We start from the raw sequence: 17,351 nt of genomic DNA, 5'->3' as shown, positions 1-17,351 counted from the left end.
TTATGTACTTTTCTGTACTCTTTCTTTTTTCTTTTTTCCCACTATTTTCTCAGAATTCAGAAACCAAAGAACTCGATCAGATTTTACGCCAAGAATTAGGTGAATCCAAATCCAAACCGAGTGCCTCTGAAGGTAGTTCGAATGGAAATTCAGGTTCGAATTTAGACTCAAGCAACCAATCAAATGGGAAACAAGGAAATGGGTTTAGTCCTTCAGCTAACGCGGGTCAGTCGGCGGATGGAAATAAACAAGAAGAACCCAATTTAATCCAAGAACGTTATAATGAAAACCAAGATGATTCACCTTCGGCAACTTGGATTTTAGTTAAGATTTTATTTGTACTCGCGATCCTTGTTGGTGCTGGTTATTATTTGGTTTTGCAAATGCAAAAATCAAAATCAGCAAAATACCCTGTTAAAGGGTTTATGAAGGTACTTTCGAGTTTGCCTTTGTCTGCCACACAATCGGTGCAAATCATCGAAGTAGGTGGCCGTACTCTTGTGTTAGGTGTTGCTGATGGATCAGTGAGTTTACTCACAGAAGTCACGGCTCCAGAGGAAAAAAACCAAATCCAAAAAATGAAAGAAGAAGCGGATCCTTACGTTCCCAACTTTTTGGAAACAGTGCTTGAAAGTTTACAATCCAAAGCACAAAGGAAAATTCGCATCAATTCAAACCAAATGGAAGGTTTGGAAATGGATGGAGCGGCCGAAATCCAACGAAAGGCAAAAGAAGGTTTGGAACGGCTTCGCAAACACCGTAAACTTTTGGAGGGAGGAGAGGCATGAAACTTCGTTTTTTTTCCTTCTTAAAGAGACATAAATCTGTTATTTTTCTCATTAGTATCTTGTTTCTGATTTCTGCCAGTGGGTTTGCGGGACTTCTTGCCCAAGACAAAGGATCAAGGATACCAATTCCAAATCTATCATTTAACGTAAATGAGGCGAGAGGACCAAGGGAAACCAGTTTATCGCTGATGATTCTGTTTCTTGTCACGATCCTTTCGCTTGCGCCCGCGATTGTGATGAGTGTGACATCGTTTACCAAAGTTGTGATTGTTTTTGATTTTGTGAGACGAGCTCTTTCCTTACAAAACCTTCCACCTAACCAAGTTATGATGGGTCTTGCTTTGTTTGTCACTTTTTTTATCATGGCACCGACTATCGGGAAGGTGAATGAGGAAGCCCTACAACCTTACTTAAACGGAAAAATTGACCAGTCTGCATTTATGGAAGGATCCATGAAACACCTGCGACAATTTATGATCAGGCAACTCGGAAAAGATGGAACCAAAGATGTAGCTCTGTTTTTGAAAATTGGCAAAGTACAAAATGTGAAATCATTTGAAGATGTACCATCTTATGTGCTTGTGCCTGCTTTTATGCTGAGTGAGATCAAAAAAGCATTTATCATTGGAATTTATATCTTTATCCCTTTTATCGTCATCGATCTAATTGTGGCTTCGGCACTACTTGCGATGGGTTTTATGATGTTACCTCCTGTCATGATTTCCCTTCCGTTAAAACTCATTCTTTTCATCTTAATTGATGGATGGAACTTACTTGTACTAGAACTCGTAAGGAGTTATAAATGACAGAAGTAGATGTGGTCAATATGATGCGGGAAGCCTTTATTGTGACTTTGAAAATTTCAAGTCCAATTCTCATCACAGCTCTTGTGGTTGGTCTCATTGTCGGGATTTTACAAACAACTACTTCCATCCAAGAACCAACGATTGCGTTTGTACCAAAACTCGTTTCCATTTTTGCAGTGATTGTCTTTTTTTCAGCCTGGATGGTGCGTGTGATGACGGACTATACAAGAGAAATCTTTTTTATGATCGAAAAGATATGATATGGAAGCATTCATCTTACACTTTCAATCTTTCCTTTTTGTTTTAGTACGACTGCTTGGGTTATTCCTTGTAGCCCCATTTTTTTCATCAGAATCGATTAACTTCTCCCTTCGAATGATTTTTTCCTTTATGGTCTCACTGATCATATACCCTGTTGTGGCAAACTACATGCCACCTGTGCCTGGTCATATGGTGAATTTTGGGATTATGATCATTTCGGAGATGCTCATTGGTGTGTTTATTGGGTTTCTCGTCTCACTCGTGTTTAGTGCCTTCCAGATGGCTGGTGAATTTTTTAATAACCAAATTGGATTTGGATATACAGAGATCCTCGATCCCGTGACACAAAACTCACTCCCTGCTATTGGAACGATGAAAAACTTAATGGCGACTGCCTTATTCCTTGTGATCGGGGCACATCGTTTCCTCATTGAAACTCTTGCCTATTCTTTTGAAAAAATTCGTATCATCTCCTTAACTGGAAAAGTGAATAGTGGATTGTATCGATTGGTAGAAGATGCAATCGGTGCTATGTTTGTCGTATCGTTTAAAATTGCCCTTCCTGTCATGGGCATACTTTTTTTGGTCTCTCTTGCAGAAGGACTGATGGGAAAGGCAGCACAACAAATGAATGTGATGTCCATGTCGTTTCCCTTAAAAGTGTTTATTGGAACACTGACTCTCATTGCAACTCTTACGTTTATCGCCACACAAATGGTACAAGGGATTCAAATCTCTATGGACAAAGCGAGTTTACTTGTTCGGGAGTGGCCAAGTTTATGAAGGCGAATCATAGTATATTGAGACAAGTTCCGATGATTCGGTATATGGTCCAAGCCATACAGGGGATGTTTCGGACTTTTTTGGATCGATTGCAGGAAATATTAAATGCTTGGTTTTTTCTGGATGACCAACTGACGCCTGTAAGTGATCCAAATTTAATATTTGTCACAGGGCCTTATGAAATCCAACTACAACTATTTGCAGCGGCCGATGAGGGAAGGACAGAACCTCCGAGTGAGCGTCGTAGGCGGGAAGAAAAGGAAAAAGGGAATGTTCCCAAATCCAATGAAGTGGCTTCCACCTTGGTTTTATTAGGTGGAACTGGGGTCCTTTATTTGCTTGGTGATACCTTCATTAAAAACACAGCAATCTTCATTAAAAAATACTTACCCATGGGAATGCACCACGAACGTTTTGGGGCAGAAGAGTTCCGTGTGATCCTTTCTGGAGTTTCCAAAGATTTTTTTAACCTACTATGGCCAGTCCTTGCGATCACTCTCGTGTTTGCGATCGTGGGAAATGTGGTGCAAGTGGGATTTATGTTTTCACCAAGAGCCTTATCCTTTCGGTTTGATCGTATATCTCCCAATTTTAAACGAGTTTTGCCGAATCGCCAAACATTATTTAATTTAGTAAAGTCGCTCGCAAAAGTTGTGTTAATTGGTGTGGTTAGTTATATCCTGATTTCTGGAGATTTTCTAAAGGTTTTACTCACTGGGAATATGGGGATGATGCAAGCCATCTCACTAGTTACTTACTCTGGTTTTAAGATTATGATGGCGGTTGGTCTTTTATTACTTGGGATTGCCGTTGCCGATTTCTTTTTTCAAAAATCAGAGTTTGAAGAATCCTTAAAACAAACTCCTTCGGAAGCCAAACGAGAGATGAAAGAAGATTCCGGGGACCCTGTGATGAAAAACCGCAGGATGCAACTCGCGCGCGACATGATGCAAGGGAATATGTTGCGAGAAGTTCCAAAAGCTGATGTGGTGATCACAAACCCAACTCATTATTCAGTAGCATTATCTTATGAAATGGGCAGAGATTCTGCACCTCGTGTGATCGCAAAAGGTGAAAACCGCCTAGCACTAGAAATACGAAGAATAGCCCGTGAAAATGATGTCCCAATTATCGAAAGTCCGAAACAAGCACGACTTTTGTATGCACAAGTTGAAGTGGGAGAAGAAATCCCACAAGAATTCTTCCAAGCTGTGGTGCAAATCCTCATCACTCTTGAGAAGTTCAAAAAAAAAGTAGGAATGGCATAACCATATGAACTTTAGAGATATATTAAAACAATCCGATGTTGTGTTAGGTGTAGGAACCTTAATGATCCTTGGGATGTTAATTGTCCCACTCCCTGGATTTGTTTTGGATATCCTGATTGTTGTGAGTATAGGACTTGGGCTCCTTATTCTAATGACAGCATTATCGGTTACAGAACCGAGTGAGTTTTCGATTTTCCCAAGTTTACTCCTTATCACCACACTCTTTCGTTTAGCACTCAACGTATCGACAACTAGACAGATTCTTTCCAAAGGGCCTGCAATGAATTCGAGTGTGATCGAAGCATTTGGAACCTTTGTGGTAGGTGGAGAATCAGGTCTAGGAAAGTATGTAGTAGGTCTAATTATCTTTATCATCCTCACCATCGTACAGGTGTTAGTAATCACAAAAGGTGCAACTCGGATCTCGGAAGTGGCAGCAAGGTTTACACTCGATGGATTACCACAAAAACAAATGTCCATTGATATGGAACTCAACAGTGGTGCGATCACGGAAGCGGAAGCTAAGGTAAAACGAAAAAAAGTCCAACGCGAAGTGGACTTTTACGGGGCCATGGATGGAGCATCCAAATTCGTACAAGGGGATGTGAGAGCAGGGCTTATCATAACCGCCATTAACCTGATAGGTGGGATTCTCATTGGTTCTACAATTCGTGGGGAATCCTTCCTTGCGTCGATTGAAACGTATGGGAAGTTTACAATTGGAGATGGACTTGTTTCCCAGATCCCAGGTCTACTTTCTACAACCGCAACTGGTATCATTGTCACAAGATCTAGTTCCGAAAAAAAACTAACCGTAGAGATCAAAGACCAACTTTTTGGGAATGCCAAAACTTTATATGTAGTTGCAGGTGCACTTGGGATGGCAAGTCTCATCCCTGGGCTTCCTTTTTTCTCACTTCTCTTTTTGTCTGGAGCCATTGGATACTTAGGGTATTCGATCGAACAAGTTGCCAAAGAAGAAATCAAAAAAATCGAAACTGTTTCCCAAGAAAAAGTCCAAGAGAAAAAACCAGAAAATTACATCAAAGAAATTTCTGTCGAAGCCATACAGGTGGAACTTGGACGCGATTTACTGCCGTTAGTGGATGCCTCTTCCGGTGGGCATTTACTCGAACAAATTGCCAATACTCGTAAAAAATTCGCCATTGATTTTGGACTTGTGATCCCCGCGATACGTATCATTGATAATTTAGAGATCCCTCACGATAATTATAGCATACGTATCAATGGTGTCGTAGTAGGGCAGGCGATCGTTAAAGCAGATAGGCTTATGGCGATGAACAATACTTCTCGTAACTTGGAACCAATTGTCGGAGAACCTTTCACGGAACCGGCGTTTGGTTTAAAAGCTACTTGGATTGATCCAAATGATAAAATTGAAGTGGAAAACAAGGGGTATTCTGTGGTGGATCCTTCCACTGTGATCATCACTCACTTAAAAGAACTCATTTCCAATTATGCATCTCAACTTCTTGGAAGAGAGGAAGTAAAAGCACTTCTCGAACATTTACGCCAAACTCATCCTACACTTGTGGGTGAATTGGATTATGACAAACAAGGAAGACTTGGGATCATCCAACAGACTTTGCAAAATCTTTTGGCAGAAGGTTTGTCCATTAAGAACCTTCCCAAAATTATGGATGCAATTGCAAACCATCTCCCTCGTACAAATAATCCTTTTGATTTAGCAGAACATGTTAGGCAGGCGCTTTCTCGCCAAATCATCAATGATTTCCTTTCTCCAGATGGGAAGTTACATGTGGTAACCATTGATCCAAGGATCATTGATCGTATGAACAAAAGTATCACACTCGATGAAACCGATGGTAGTAAACTCATCATCCTTCCTCATGATATCAGAGTGAGGATCTTAGAATCGGTTTATAATGAATTACAGAAAGCATTGGATGAAAATCGTTTCCTTATCTTTGTTGTTTCCAGGTACTTAAGACAAGCCTTTGCATTCTTTTTGACAAAGGAACTACCCCCAAGGAACTTTGCAGTAATTGCTTCTGAAGAAATCCATAGAGGGGTTCCGACAGAAATTGCTTCGGTTCTAAGCCTTCCATCCAGAGAGGAACACCCACAAGAAGCATAGGAGAATCTTTTTGCCAAGTTCAGTCCCATCGCACCGCATTTCTGTTGCTCCGATGATGGACTGGACGGACCGACATTACCGCTTTTTTCTGCGACTTATCTCCAAACATGCGTTACTCTATACGGAGATGGTGACAACAGGTGCCATCCTACGGGGAAAAGATAACCATCGACACTTAGATTTTTCAAAAGAAGAACATCCCATTGCTCTCCAGTTAGGGGGAGATTCACCAGCGGCTCTTGCGGAATGTGCAAAAATTGGGGAAGATTATGGGTATGATGAAATCAATTTGAATGTGGGTTGCCCTTCTGATAGAGTCCAAAGTGGAAGTTTTGGGGCTTGCCTCATGAAAGAACCAAACCTTGTGGCAGAGATGGTTTCCGCTTGTAAAGCGAAGGTGAAAATTCCAGTGACTGTCAAACATCGAATTGGTGTAAATGGAAAGGAAAGTTACGAAGACCTACACAATTTTGTTTCTAAAATCAAAGAAGCAGGTGTGGACCATTGTATCGTTCATGCAAGGATTGCAATCCTCGAAGGACTTTCTCCCAAAGAAAACCGAACGGTTCCTCCACTGCGGTATGAAGATGTTTACCAACTGAAAACAGATTTTCCTGATCTTTCCATTACCATCAATGGGGGGATCAAGTCACATGAAGATATCAGGGAGCACCTAACAAAAGTAGATGGTGTAATGATTGGACGTGCGGCTTATGATCATCCGTTTTTATTTTCTACTGTAGATTCTTTTTATTTTGGATCAAAGGAAACTCCGCAAACAAGAGAATCTGTTTTGGAATCTATGATTCCTTATGTACGATGTGTTCGTGAAAATGGCGGCAAGGTCCATCATGTGCTTCGCCATATTTTAGGATTGTATCACGGGGAAAGAGGTGCAAGGGAATTTCGAAAGTATCTGACAGATCGTATGCATTTGGATTCGGCCACCGAGTCCATTTTAGAATCTTATCTTACGCGTTAAGGATCCGCAGGGCTTGGTCATTTCTGTTCGCCGTTAGGCGAGAGAAATGACGGGAGCGAAAGCGAACCCCGGAGTGAGCCTGACCCTTTTTGCAAACCAATATCCATTGCAAAAAAAGTGGGAACGCCAAAACCTATCACGAAAATTCAATCAATTTTTGGAATATAGAATAACATATCTTAGACGGTAGTTGGTTTGTTTTTGTTCATTCTTTTTGGTTTTGCCCTAAAAATGGCGGAAAAATGCATCCAAAATCTCTTAAAATCAAATGGGTTGACAGGGCGGTTTCTCTCCCCAGCCTGGTTAAATTGAGAGGGAATACCATGACCAAGCCACTCACCGTACAAAGTGACAAAACAATGCTTCTAGAGGTTGATAACCCAGAATTTGAAGCCTGTCGGGACCTCATTGCCAAGTTTGCCGAGCTCGAAAAAAGCCCTGAATACATGCATACCTACCGTATTTCTCCACTTTCATTGTGGAATGCTGCTTCTATCAAAATGACAGCTGATGAAATCATTGAAGGCCTTACTAAATTTGCTCGTTACTCCGTACCCAAAAACGTGATGAACGAAGTGAGAGAACAAATCTCGCGTTATGGAAAAGTAAAATTGGTAAAAGAAGAATCGGGAGAGTTGTACATCATCTCTAACGAAAAAGGATTTATCACAGAAATCGCAAACAACCGTGCCGTCCAACCCTTTGTGGATGGAATGGAAGGTGATAAAATTCGAATCAAAAAAGAATACCGTGGTCACATCAAACAAGCGTTAATTAAAATTGGTTTTCCAGTGGAAGACCTTGCGGGTTACGATGAAGGAAATAAATACCCATTTAACTTACGTCCTGTTACCATCAGTGGAATTAAATTTGGAATGCGGGATTACCAAAGAGCTTCTGTAGAAGCTTTCCATGCTGGTGGACGAAACGAAGGTGGGTCTGGTGTTGTGGTATTACCTTGCGGTGCGGGTAAAACCATCGTGGGTATGGGGGTCATGCAAATTGTTGGTGCGGAAACTCTCATTCTTGTAACGAACACTTTGTCCATTCGCCAGTGGAGAAATGAAATTTTAGACAAAACGGATATCCCTGAGTCAGACATTGGTGAGTATTCGGGTGAGATGAAAGAAATCAAACCGATTACCATTGCAACGTATAATATCTTAACTCATAGAAAGAAAAAAGGTGGGGACTTTACTCACTTTCATATCTTTAGTGCTAACAACTGGGGACTCATTGTGTATGATGAGGTGCATTTATTGCCGGCTCCAGTTTTCCGTATGACATCGGAACTCCAAGCCAAACGAAGGTTAGGTTTGACAGCTACGCTTGTTCGAGAAGATGGACTCGAGGAAGATGTGTTCTCCCTCATTGGACCTAAAAAATACGATGTACCTTGGAAAGAACTCGAAGCGAAGTCTTGGATTGCGGAAGCTAATTGTGTGGAAATCCGTGTTCCTATGGAAGATGACCTTCGTATGAAATACTCTGTGGCGGATGATCGTGAGAAATTCCGATTGGCTTCAGAAAACCCAGAAAAACTTCGTGCGATCAGTTATATTTTAAAGAAACACTCTACTAATAACATTTTGGTGATTGGACAGTACATCAATCAGTTAGAAGAGATTTCCCAAACCTTCAAAATTCCTTTGATTACGGGAAAAACTCCACTACCTGAAAGACAAGAACTCTACCAAGCGTTCCGTACGGGTCAAATCAAACAACTTGTCGTATCAAAGGTGGCAAACTTTTCCATCGACTTACCAGATGCAAACATTGCCATTCAGGTTTCGGGAACGTTTGGATCAAGACAAGAGGAAGCACAGCGATTAGGACGTATCCTTCGTCCGAAATCACAAGATAACACAGCAATTTTTTACTCACTGATTTCGCGTGATACCAACGAAGAAAGGTTTGGTCAAAACAGACAACTCTTCCTCACCGAACAAGGGTATGAATACGAAATCTATACTTTGGATCAGTTCAAAGAAACAGTGCCAGAAGAATCACTCACGAAATAGAGGACAAAATGAAACTTGTAGCAAAACGACTCGATGTCGTAGAACCTTCTCCCACTCTCGCAATCACGGCTAAAGCCAATCAATTGAAAGCGAGTGGACTTGATGTGGTTGGATTCGGAGCAGGGGAACCTGATTTTGATACACCAACTCATATCAAAGAAGCTGCTAAAAAAGCAATGGAACAAGGGAAAACCAAATACACTCCCGTGAGTGGAACCGTTTCTCTGAAAGATGCCATTATCAAGAAGTTTGAATCCGAAAACGGATTAAAGTACGAAAAAAATCAAATCATTGTAGGAACGGGTGGAAAACAAGTTCTCTATAATTTTTTTATGGCGACTCTCAATCCTGGAGATGAGGTGATTATCCCTGCACCATATTGGGTGAGTTATGCGGATATCGTACGTTTGGCAGAAGGAACTCCTGTGATTGTACCAACGGATATTTCCAGTGGATTTAAAATCACAGCTGACCAATTGGAAAAAGCCATCACTCCAAAAACAAAAGTGTTTATTTTTAATTCCCCATCCAATCCAACAGGAGCAGCTTACACTCGTTCGGATGTGGAAGCACTTGTGAAGGTTTTGGAACCAAAAGACATCCTTACGGTATCCGATGATATTTACGAAAAAATCATTTATGATGGATTGGAATTTGTAAACCCTGCGATGATTTCCGACAAGATGAAGGAAAAAACCTTTGTCATCAATGGTGTATCAAAAGCTTACTCGATGACGGGTTGGAGGATTGGATACGGGGCAGGGAATGCAGAGATTGTGAAAAACATGGATACCATGCAAGGGCAATCCACAAGTAACGCATCTTCTATTTCACAGGCAGCTGCGGAAGCGGCCCTCACTGGAGACCAAACACCTGTTGCAGAAATGCTCAAGGCTTTTGACAAACGTCGTAAACTCATCGTGGGACTTTTACGTGAGATCCCTGGTGTGGAATGCCGTATGCCTGAGGGTGCATTTTATGCATTCCCTTACATCACTGGCGTGTATGAATTGCCTGGATTCAAACGACTGCTTGCTGAAAAAAAAGAAACCTCTCTTTCGAAACTTTTTTGTGATGTCCTTCTCGACAAATACAATGTGGCAGCAGTGCCTGGGATTGCCTTTGGAGATGACAAAGCAATTCGTTTGTCTTATGCGTTAGGTGATAAAGACATCGAAAAGGGTGTCGCTCGCATCAAACAAATGGTTGAGGATTTACAGAAGTAAGATGAAACCTGTCCCTTTACTGAAACTATTTTGTAAAGGGACAATCGGACTTAGTTCAAATCGATTTCGAATCTTGTCTATTGGATACAAAATGCGAAGTTTTGGTACTAGTCTTTCATTTGGAATTCTAAAAAAAATCAGCTTTGTTTTGTTAGTTGCTCTACTCGGCGAAACTTCTCTTTTTTCTGCTCCAACGTTTCTTGAAAAACCAAAACAGACCAATCCATCCGAACTTTTTAAAAGGGACAACCATTCTGAAATTGTCATCCCAGTGATTGGTCTCAATTTACATCTCTTTGCAGACGGGAAAAGTGATGTACTGCGAAAACTAAAATTTGGTGAACCTGTTACGTATGATCAAAATTCATTGGAAAGTCCCAAAGAAGATTGGATTCCAGTCAAACTCCAAGATGGACTTTCCGGATTTATCAAACGTTCTGTGGTGCGCTCGGTTCCGCCAAAACAATACCTCTCCACATTGTTATTTGAAGCAGAGAAATTGATTCTATCGAAACAAGTGGATTTTTTGGCAAAACAGGAAATCACTGATACCATTTTTTCAATTTCTTCTTCTGGTAAATTTACTGGAGATGAGTTTATTTTCCTTCGAGCGAAAGCAGGTTTTTTCTTAAAAAAAACTGTGGATTTGATGAACGAAAAAGGAATCAAACCAGACAATGATCCAGAGACTCTTGAGTTTTTAAAACGCCACCAAACAAAGTTATTATATGATTATTCTTCTGGAAACTATTATGTAGATTCCAATTATTTTTGGAAATTATTGGAATCGTATCCCAAAACAAAACACTCGGATTATGCAGGTTACTTGGCGACAGAAAGTATTCCCATTGTTGATTGCGGAGTGGACTTACGTTGTCGATTGGAAGAGATCCGCAAAGGGAAATTACGATATGTGTATCTTTTCCCGACTGGTAACTATGTAACGCTTTATACAAAAGAGATTGTAAAATCCCTAAGTTCCATGACAAAAGATCCAGATTCGATTCCATGTTTTTCTCCAGTGAGTGAAGGGATCAAATCAGAAATCAACCAAATGTTCCGTTATGCATCGGAAATTGGTCCGCGCGAAAAAAAACAAATCCTTCCTCATTTGCAGATTCTAAAAAAAGAATGTTTTCACTAATCATGATTTAAGTTTCAAACATAAGGAAAGTTTTGTGAAATTAACTTACAAAGTTTATCCATTTCAAAGTTCCGATCCAAAAAAAAAGTCAATCGGTGATATAGTCATTTTACATGGGTTATTTGGATCTTCAAAAAACTGGGTGACAGTCGCCAGATTTTTATCCGAGTTTGGTCAAGTTTATGCGATTGACCAAAGGAATCATGGTGATTCTCCGCACAGTGACGAACATTCCATACCTCTCATGGCAGATGATTTGGAAACTTTCCTAAATGATTTAAAAATCCAAAATCCGATTTTACTCGGCCATTCAATGGGTGGTCTTGTGGCGATGTATTTTGATTTGATGCACCCGGGTATTCTCAGTCGACTCATCATACAAGACATTGCACCAAGGTCTTATCCGTTTGCGTATGACAATGAGATTTTGTCTATGTCATTTCCACTCAGTGGATTTAATACACGTACGGAAATTGATACGGAAATGGCGAAGTATGTGAAAGATACGTTTATCCGCCAATTTTTACAGATGAGTTTAGAACGAAAAGAAGATGGTTCCTATCATTGGAAATTGAATGTAGAAGGAATCAATCACGCTAGAAGAGTTTTTGATGATGTATTTTCATTTGATAGAATTTCTAATACTAGGACATTGTTTTTGTTAGGTGGGAATTCCGAATTCATAAAAGAATCTGATCTTTCAATAATGGATCGGTTTTTTAAAAATAATGTAAAAGTAAAAATTGAAGGTGGTGGGCATTATATTCACTTTACCCACCAAAAAGTATTTTTGGAAGAACTTGGAAATTGGTTACAAAACGAGTTTGTTTGATTCCTTTATTCTTCGAGTAACGAACGTAACATCCAAGCTGTTTTTTCGTGAATGTCGAGTCTTTGTGTTAATAGATCCAAGGTTGCTTGGTCATTTCCCTTTTCTGCAGGAGCATAGGCTGCTCGTGCTGTGCGAATCACGGCTTCGTTCCCTTCCACTAAATTTTTGATCATATCTTTTGCTTTTGGAACTTCTTTGTCTTCTGAAATACTAGAATACTTTGCAAATTCCCATCCACCCATTGGTGCATAATACCCGAGAGAGCGGACTCGTTCTGCAATTGGATCAATTGCATTCCAGAGTTCTGTGTATTGGGTCATAAAAAGAAGGTGTAATGTTTGGAACATCGGCCCTGTAACATTCCAATGGTAACTGTGTGTTTTTTGGTAGAGAGTGTATGTATCAGCTAACAGTTTTTTTAAAGATTCGGAAATAGCACTTCTCTCTTCTTCTGGAATTCCAATATTAATTTTCATTTAAGGTTCCTCTTAGTTCTATAGAATTAGACACGATTAATTTTACTTGGTGCAATCGAATGAGGCTAATAAAAATTATTTAGCGAGTTCACTTACGATTCGATCGACTAAACTTTCTGCGACAAAATCATATTGGCTTGTTGCAACTAAAATATCCTCACGACTCCAAATCAGTCCAAGTCCTAGACTATACTGTAAAAGTCGTGCCATGGTCCAATCAGCTCCTGGTTTTTTTCGCGCATTGACAATGACTTGTCCGGATTCTATGTGAACGATTTTTAGGGATACTGTATCGACTAAATTTGGGATGAGTTTTCCTTTCTCATCGAATTTTTTTAGAGCAGAACCTCTGCCAAAAACGAGAGCATCCACACCTAGAACTTTTCCAATTCTAACAGCTGTTTGCGTATCAATGATTCCTGTTTTGGAAAAACTCTGTTCATTCACAACTTTCGAAAGTTGCTCACGTTCTATGACTTTGAAAGGAAGTGATTTTGCGATTTGTAGAGAAACCGCATCTGTGAATTCGTCACCCCATTTTGCTTCTTCTATATCAAAAATGAGGACAGCAACTTTTGTGATTCCGAGATTGGATTTTCCTGTTTCAGGGTATTGGATGGCTGCATCCATAGTCCGACAATTGGTTAACGATACAGAAAGTAGTAGGGAGAAAAACGCTAAATATTGTTTCATAGATTTCCTAAAGATGAAGGTAAAGTTGTTAAGAGGGCAATTCTTTTTCGGCTTAAATTGGAAGATTTTGAAAAATTCGCTTCCCACTTGGCTAAGTTCCTAGAATTTCCTACTAGGCACTTGTTCATGAAAAAAACTCTAAGTTGGATTTTACTCATTCTCGCCTTCTGTCTGCTAGTTGCTTCTTATTTTCTTTCCGAACAAATTCTAACACCTTCCTATCCAAGAGCATCGGACGAAGAAAATTTGAGTAAACAAATCTCTTTTTCTGAATTTAAGTTGCCTACTCCGGAATCAATTCGTTTTCAAAATGGACGTTTGCGATTGAGAGGCTGGTATTTTAAAAATCCCAAAAAACAAAATTGCGGGGTGATTTTTTTACACGGATTATCCAATTTTAAAATCCAAATGTTACCGTATTCCACACCGTTTTGGAAACGTGGTTGTAGTTTGTTTTTGTATGATGCCAGAGCTTATGCGGAAAGCGATGGTAAGTATTCCACATTTGGATACCATGAAAAATTGGATTTAGAGAGGGCAGTTGAATATTTTTCGGAGATAGACAATACTCCAGAAGATCGGATTGGAATTTTTGGAATCGATTTGGGAGCTTCAACCGCTTTACAATTTGCAGATGGACAATACGAAATCGGATTTGTGATCGCAGATACTCCCTTTAAAGACATGCGGTCTTATGTGGAACATCGTTATGAAAGACTCTATTCTAGATTGATTCGATTGATTACTCCGCTCAGTTTATCGATCGCGGAACTAAAAGGTGATTTATTAGTTGATGATGTTTCACCATTGAATGCAGCAAAATTAATCACCAAACCAGTTTTAATTTTGTTTCCTAATGATGGAGACAAAACACAAAAAGAGGATGCAGAATTGATCGTTTCAAATTTAAAAGCGACTTCCAAAAAATTGGCAACTTATTCGACAAAAAAAAATTCATTGGACCAAAACACAATCATTTCACCTGAATATGAATTGATCCTTCAGAATTTTTTAAAAGAAATTAAGTTTATCAAATAAGTATCTAATAGATTCGAAAGGATATTCACCACATACTATCTCAGGTTTTATTTTATTTTGATCAGTTTTGGTAAACTTTCCCACGTTCCATCATCACGAGTGGAATAGTTGAGGTATACTGGTAATGAACCGATCCCTATCCCTGCTGATATAGCATAACTATAGTTAAGTTTGCCATTGGCAGATTGGAGTTGTTCTGGATTTGTAATGCCTGTACTATATAAACTTGGGAGCGATGGAATTTGAGTAACGCTAGTTAAGTTATCATTACTCCGATAAATTTCGATTGTTGGACTGAAAAAATTGGGTGCATTCGAAAGTAAAAAATAATGATTTGAATTGGAACTTTTAACAGTCCTTAACCTTGATGCACTACCGCCAATACTAGTGTTAAAACCTGAGATTTGCGAACTATTTTTGGGAATGATTGGATTCGAGTTTGCATAGGAGCCTTTTGGAAACGTTGTACCAAAAAAATTGGGCGAAGTAAATAAAATGGCAACCAATTGGTCTTGGACAGGGAAAATAGGTGAGTCAAAAGTAGTCGGTGAGAGCGCATCAAAGGTAACTTGGTTTGTTGTGAGTTCTGGAATTTTGATACTCTTTGATACAAATGTACTCCCGAAAGTGACCGGGCACTGTAAGTAATTCACACCCAAATGAGTAATGAGTTGGTAAGCAACTAAGGAAACATCCGGAGTTGCAACCGAACAACTAAAATCACCCACTAAATCAGGAGTTGTATCGGAATCCAATTGTATGATCAGTGGTCTAGGGACTCCAGAAAGCAGAGGGGTTCCCAGATACTTACCACTTCCTAAGGAAAGAGCTGGGTAATACCAAGTTTTATCATCACTTTCAAAAAATCGATGGAGGTTCGGTAAAGTTTTCTCAATAGCAGTTGCGGATGCCGGAGGTAAGGATGCTGAGAATTGAACATAGAAATTTTTATTACTTAAAAATGTTAAAGCCGGGTAATTTCTTGTTTCTGCTGAAAGGAAAAAAACATAATCGGATCCATTGAACATGGGAACAGAAAGTTTTAATACTGTTTCCGTTGTGCTGTTCCTTGACAAGCTGACTCCGTCAATTTTAGTGATTTGGTCATAATATTCACCATCCGCACTGGAAGCAATGTAGCCTGTCGTTGTAAAATTATTGGTACCATTAAAGTTTGATTGTACTTCAAGATAGATGAATTGCCTTCCGTTGGCGGAACCAAGTGAAGTGAGTGTTGTACCCGTCGCTAGTCTATTTCGATAATTTGCTAAATCTTCCAGTATATACTGTGCATTACCTGTTTGTTTATAAATGGAAAATAATTGTTTTGTGATTCCGTTGTAAAGGCGAAATGATGCCGTCCCAATAAAGGTATTACTTGCATTCTTTAAGGAAACATTAGCAATCCCTCTTTCGCTAAAAAACAAAAATGTCCTGCCTGAGGTATCAAGAGTTGCTGTGTAAATTTGAACATTACCTGATTCACCATATGGTGAAGTCGCCACTCCATTTTCATCGGCTTCATTTAAGACCGAGTATTCGATGACCCCATTTGCATAGGGAGCTCCATTGGAGTCGGTAAACTTCATGAATAGTACAGATTGGCTTTGAGTATTAAAAGCATCTGCTAAAGCTAGTAATCTTAGTAATGCTTGTAAAGATCCTATGTCTTCTGAAGGATCCAAACTAGATGGTTTAAATATTCTACATTGGAAAAATAAAATTGAGATTAAAACTGTGAAGATGATTCGCTTCATAAATATTTCCTTAAAATAAAACTGAATACCGAAGTTCTGCATAAATCGAATTGAATTGAGGTCGATATACATTTACACCTTGAGGTTTGTCCCAACTAGATTCAAAATCCCATCCCTCTTTGAATTGTTTGCCTCCAGATTGGACTACTGGTCTTTCTGGGTATGTATCTCTTCCAATCATGTAGGCATGTATGATATTTGTAATGTAGATGATACTTGCCGTGCCAAGTCCTGCTAGATACTTTGTGTTTGTTCCTTTTGCATCATTTTTACTTTTTACGATTAGATCGTCGGTAATGGAGGTTTCGATATAACCTGCTAGGAATTCACTCGGCAAACTAATGTTTTGTGCAGTAAGGCGTGTTCCTGGTCCTCCAATTTGGTTTAATAATACCATTGTATCGTAATGTGATTTTGCATTTTTTTCTTCGGTGCGTAGGGGACCTAAGGTATAAATTAAAGTTCCAAAAAACATAGAACTAAACGTTCCCGCGGATACATAATACCCGCCACAAAATTGCCCCCAACCAGGAATAAGAGCAGATCGCCAAATAAGCGCTAATCGACCTCCACATTCGGAAGCTGCTGGTGACGGACCAAGTTTTCTCGTTGCCAACCATTCTGCTTCTGCTTTGGCATCTTTTTCAGCTTGAGATTCTAGTTTTTTCTCTTCCAAAAGTTTTGCCTGTTCTGCAAGTTTGGCTTCTTCTTCTAAGCTCTTTTGTTCTTTTGCTTCTGCAATCAAACGTTCCTTTTCTAATTTGGCTTTTTCCTTTTCTTCTTTTTCTCGGAGTTTTTTCTCTTCAGCGATGCGAATTTTTTCTGCTTCTTGTTCGCTCACATCTTTATACACAACTTTTAGAATTTGGAATTTCGTAATGGTTTGGATGCCATCACTTGTTTGGATGGTGAGGCCCTTTTCGTTTTGATCCGTTACTTTCCCTTTGAGGGTTTTGCCATTTTTTAAAATGACTGTGTTGATTGCAAAAACTGGAAATGCGAAGGCGACGATGAGGATAAATAGTAACGTTTTCATGGAATGGAATCTCTGGTGAGTTCTTGTATTATTCTATTTTGTCAAGATATTGCAAGTGTATTTTAGGGCTTAGGGTGTCTGTTATATGGGTATTGTTGGTGTATGGAATATTAAGATTTTT

The 17,351-nt window shown here is 39.5% G+C and carries 16 protein-coding genes; 12 read left to right on the top strand and 4 right to left on the bottom strand.

All coding sequences use genetic code 11. From position 1 onward, the window contains the following. Window positions 1-2 precede the first annotated feature (2 nt). The 11 genes from ND812_RS15220 to ND812_RS15170 all read left to right on the top strand — a co-directional run bounded on the left by ND812_RS15220 (window position 3) and on the right by ND812_RS15170 (window position 12,230). Window positions 3-788: a FliO/MopB family protein gene (locus tag ND812_RS15220; RefSeq protein ID WP_265376240.1), complete on the top strand. Its 786-nt coding sequence runs from the start codon at window positions 3-5 to the stop codon at window positions 786-788. Beyond that, window positions 785-1,594, top strand: a complete 810-nt coding sequence (fliP, locus tag ND812_RS15215; protein ID WP_265376239.1) for a flagellar type III secretion system pore protein FliP — start codon at window positions 785-787, stop codon at window positions 1,592-1,594. Before ND812_RS15220 ends, fliP begins: the two co-directional genes overlap by 4 nt. Then, window positions 1,591-1,854, top strand: a complete 264-nt coding sequence (fliQ, locus tag ND812_RS15210) for a flagellar biosynthesis protein FliQ (RefSeq protein WP_012389491.1) — start codon at window positions 1,591-1,593, stop codon at window positions 1,852-1,854. Before fliP ends, fliQ begins: the two co-directional genes overlap by 4 nt. Window position 1,855: 1 nt before the next feature. After that, window positions 1,856-2,638 carry a flagellar biosynthetic protein FliR gene (fliR, locus tag ND812_RS15205; RefSeq protein WP_265376238.1) on the top strand — a complete coding sequence of 261 codons (783 nt, stop codon included), beginning with the start codon at window positions 1,856-1,858 and terminating at the stop codon, window positions 2,636-2,638. Then, window positions 2,635-3,906 carry an EscU/YscU/HrcU family type III secretion system export apparatus switch protein gene (locus tag ND812_RS15200; protein WP_265376237.1) on the top strand — a complete coding sequence of 424 codons (1,272 nt, stop codon included), beginning with the start codon at window positions 2,635-2,637 and terminating at the stop codon, window positions 3,904-3,906. Before fliR ends, ND812_RS15200 begins: the two co-directional genes overlap by 4 nt. Before the next feature lie 4 nt (window positions 3,907-3,910). Beyond that, window positions 3,911-6,025, top strand: coding sequence for a flagellar biosynthesis protein FlhA (locus ND812_RS15195; RefSeq protein ID WP_265376236.1), 2,115 nt, complete (start codon window positions 3,911-3,913; stop codon window positions 6,023-6,025). Between the two features lie 10 nt (window positions 6,026-6,035). Further along, window positions 6,036-7,007, top strand: coding sequence for a tRNA dihydrouridine(20/20a) synthase DusA (dusA, locus tag ND812_RS15190; protein WP_265376235.1), 972 nt, complete (start codon window positions 6,036-6,038; stop codon window positions 7,005-7,007). A 323-nt stretch (window positions 7,008-7,330) separates the two neighbouring features. Further along, entirely contained in the window at window positions 7,331-9,028 is a 1,698-nt protein-coding gene (locus ND812_RS15185; protein ID WP_265376234.1) for a DNA repair helicase XPB, read from the top strand. Between the two features lie 8 nt (window positions 9,029-9,036). Further along, a complete protein-coding gene (locus tag ND812_RS15180) occupies window positions 9,037-10,254 on the top strand; it encodes a pyridoxal phosphate-dependent aminotransferase (RefSeq protein WP_265376233.1) in 1,218 nt (405 codons plus the stop codon). Window position 10,255: 1 nt separating this feature from the next. Further along, entirely contained in the window at window positions 10,256-11,398 is a 1,143-nt protein-coding gene (locus ND812_RS15175) for an SH3 domain-containing protein (protein ID WP_265376232.1), read from the top strand. A gap of 34 nt (window positions 11,399-11,432) precedes the next feature. Further along, the gene (locus ND812_RS15170) at window positions 11,433-12,230 is read left to right on the top strand and encodes an alpha/beta fold hydrolase (protein WP_265376231.1); all 798 of its coding nucleotides are present in this window, start codon (window positions 11,433-11,435) and stop codon (window positions 12,228-12,230) included. Between the two features lie 5 nt (window positions 12,231-12,235). Here ND812_RS15170 and ND812_RS15165 read toward each other — a convergent pair whose 3' ends face one another. Both ND812_RS15165 and ND812_RS15160 read right to left on the bottom strand, forming a co-directional pair. Continuing rightward, window positions 12,236-12,706, bottom strand: a complete 471-nt coding sequence (locus ND812_RS15165; protein WP_108959287.1) for a Dps family protein — start codon at window positions 12,704-12,706, stop codon at window positions 12,236-12,238. Between the two features lie 75 nt (window positions 12,707-12,781). Continuing rightward, complete coding sequence (locus ND812_RS15160; RefSeq protein WP_265376230.1) at window positions 12,782-13,399, bottom strand: CsgG/HfaB family protein; 618 nt, start codon at window positions 13,397-13,399, stop codon at window positions 12,782-12,784. Window positions 13,400-13,525: 126 nt separating this feature from the next. Here ND812_RS15160 and ND812_RS15155 point away from each other — a divergent pair, with 126 nt between their 5' ends. Next, window positions 13,526-14,437, top strand: a complete 912-nt coding sequence (locus tag ND812_RS15155; RefSeq protein WP_265376229.1) for an alpha/beta hydrolase — start codon at window positions 13,526-13,528, stop codon at window positions 14,435-14,437. Window positions 14,438-14,484: 47 nt separating this feature from the next. On the opposite strand, the gene ND812_RS15150 is transcribed toward ND812_RS15155, so the two are convergent. Beyond that, window positions 14,485-16,194: a hypothetical protein gene (locus tag ND812_RS15150; protein WP_265376228.1), complete on the bottom strand. Its 1,710-nt coding sequence runs from the start codon at window positions 16,192-16,194 to the stop codon at window positions 14,485-14,487. Window positions 16,195-16,204: 10 nt separating this feature from the next. Further along, window positions 16,205-17,230 (bottom strand): LA_0442/LA_0875 N-terminal domain-containing protein, encoded by a 1,026-nt coding sequence (locus ND812_RS15145; RefSeq protein WP_265376227.1) that lies wholly within the window; start codon window positions 17,228-17,230, stop codon window positions 16,205-16,207. Between the last annotated feature and the right edge of the window lie 121 nt (window positions 17,231-17,351).

It is taken from the genome of Leptospira limi (genome assembly GCF_026151395.1).
In the GTDB taxonomy this organism is placed as follows: Bacteria; Spirochaetota; Leptospiria; order Leptospirales; family Leptospiraceae; genus Leptospira_A; species Leptospira_A limi.
This window is presented reverse-complemented; position numbering and strand designations above follow the sequence as displayed.

Coding starts and splice junctions, on each gene's coding strand:
- ND812_RS15220 (WP_265376240.1), top strand. CDS start 3: ATGTACTTTTCTGTACTCTTTCTTTTTTCTTTTTTCCCACTATTTTCT.
- fliP (WP_265376239.1), top strand. CDS start 785: ATGAAACTTCGTTTTTTTTCCTTCTTAAAGAGACATAAATCTGTTATT.
- fliQ (WP_012389491.1), top strand. CDS start 1,591: ATGACAGAAGTAGATGTGGTCAATATGATGCGGGAAGCCTTTATTGTG.
- fliR (WP_265376238.1), top strand. CDS start 1,856: ATGGAAGCATTCATCTTACACTTTCAATCTTTCCTTTTTGTTTTAGTA.
- ND812_RS15200 (WP_265376237.1), top strand. CDS start 2,635: ATGAAGGCGAATCATAGTATATTGAGACAAGTTCCGATGATTCGGTAT.
- ND812_RS15195 (WP_265376236.1), top strand. CDS start 3,911: ATGAACTTTAGAGATATATTAAAACAATCCGATGTTGTGTTAGGTGTA.
- ND812_RS15185 (WP_265376234.1), top strand. CDS start 7,331: ATGACCAAGCCACTCACCGTACAAAGTGACAAAACAATGCTTCTAGAG.
- ND812_RS15180 (WP_265376233.1), top strand. CDS start 9,037: ATGAAACTTGTAGCAAAACGACTCGATGTCGTAGAACCTTCTCCCACT.
- ND812_RS15175 (WP_265376232.1), top strand. CDS start 10,256: ATGAAACCTGTCCCTTTACTGAAACTATTTTGTAAAGGGACAATCGGA.
- ND812_RS15165 (WP_108959287.1), bottom strand. CDS start 12,706: ATGAAAATTAATATTGGAATTCCAGAAGAAGAGAGAAGTGCTATTTCC.
- ND812_RS15160 (WP_265376230.1), bottom strand. CDS start 13,399: ATGAAACAATATTTAGCGTTTTTCTCCCTACTACTTTCTGTATCGTTA.
- ND812_RS15155 (WP_265376229.1), top strand. CDS start 13,526: ATGAAAAAAACTCTAAGTTGGATTTTACTCATTCTCGCCTTCTGTCTG.
- ND812_RS15150 (WP_265376228.1), bottom strand. CDS start 16,194: ATGAAGCGAATCATCTTCACAGTTTTAATCTCAATTTTATTTTTCCAA.
- ND812_RS15145 (WP_265376227.1), bottom strand. CDS start 17,230: ATGAAAACGTTACTATTTATCCTCATCGTCGCCTTCGCATTTCCAGTT.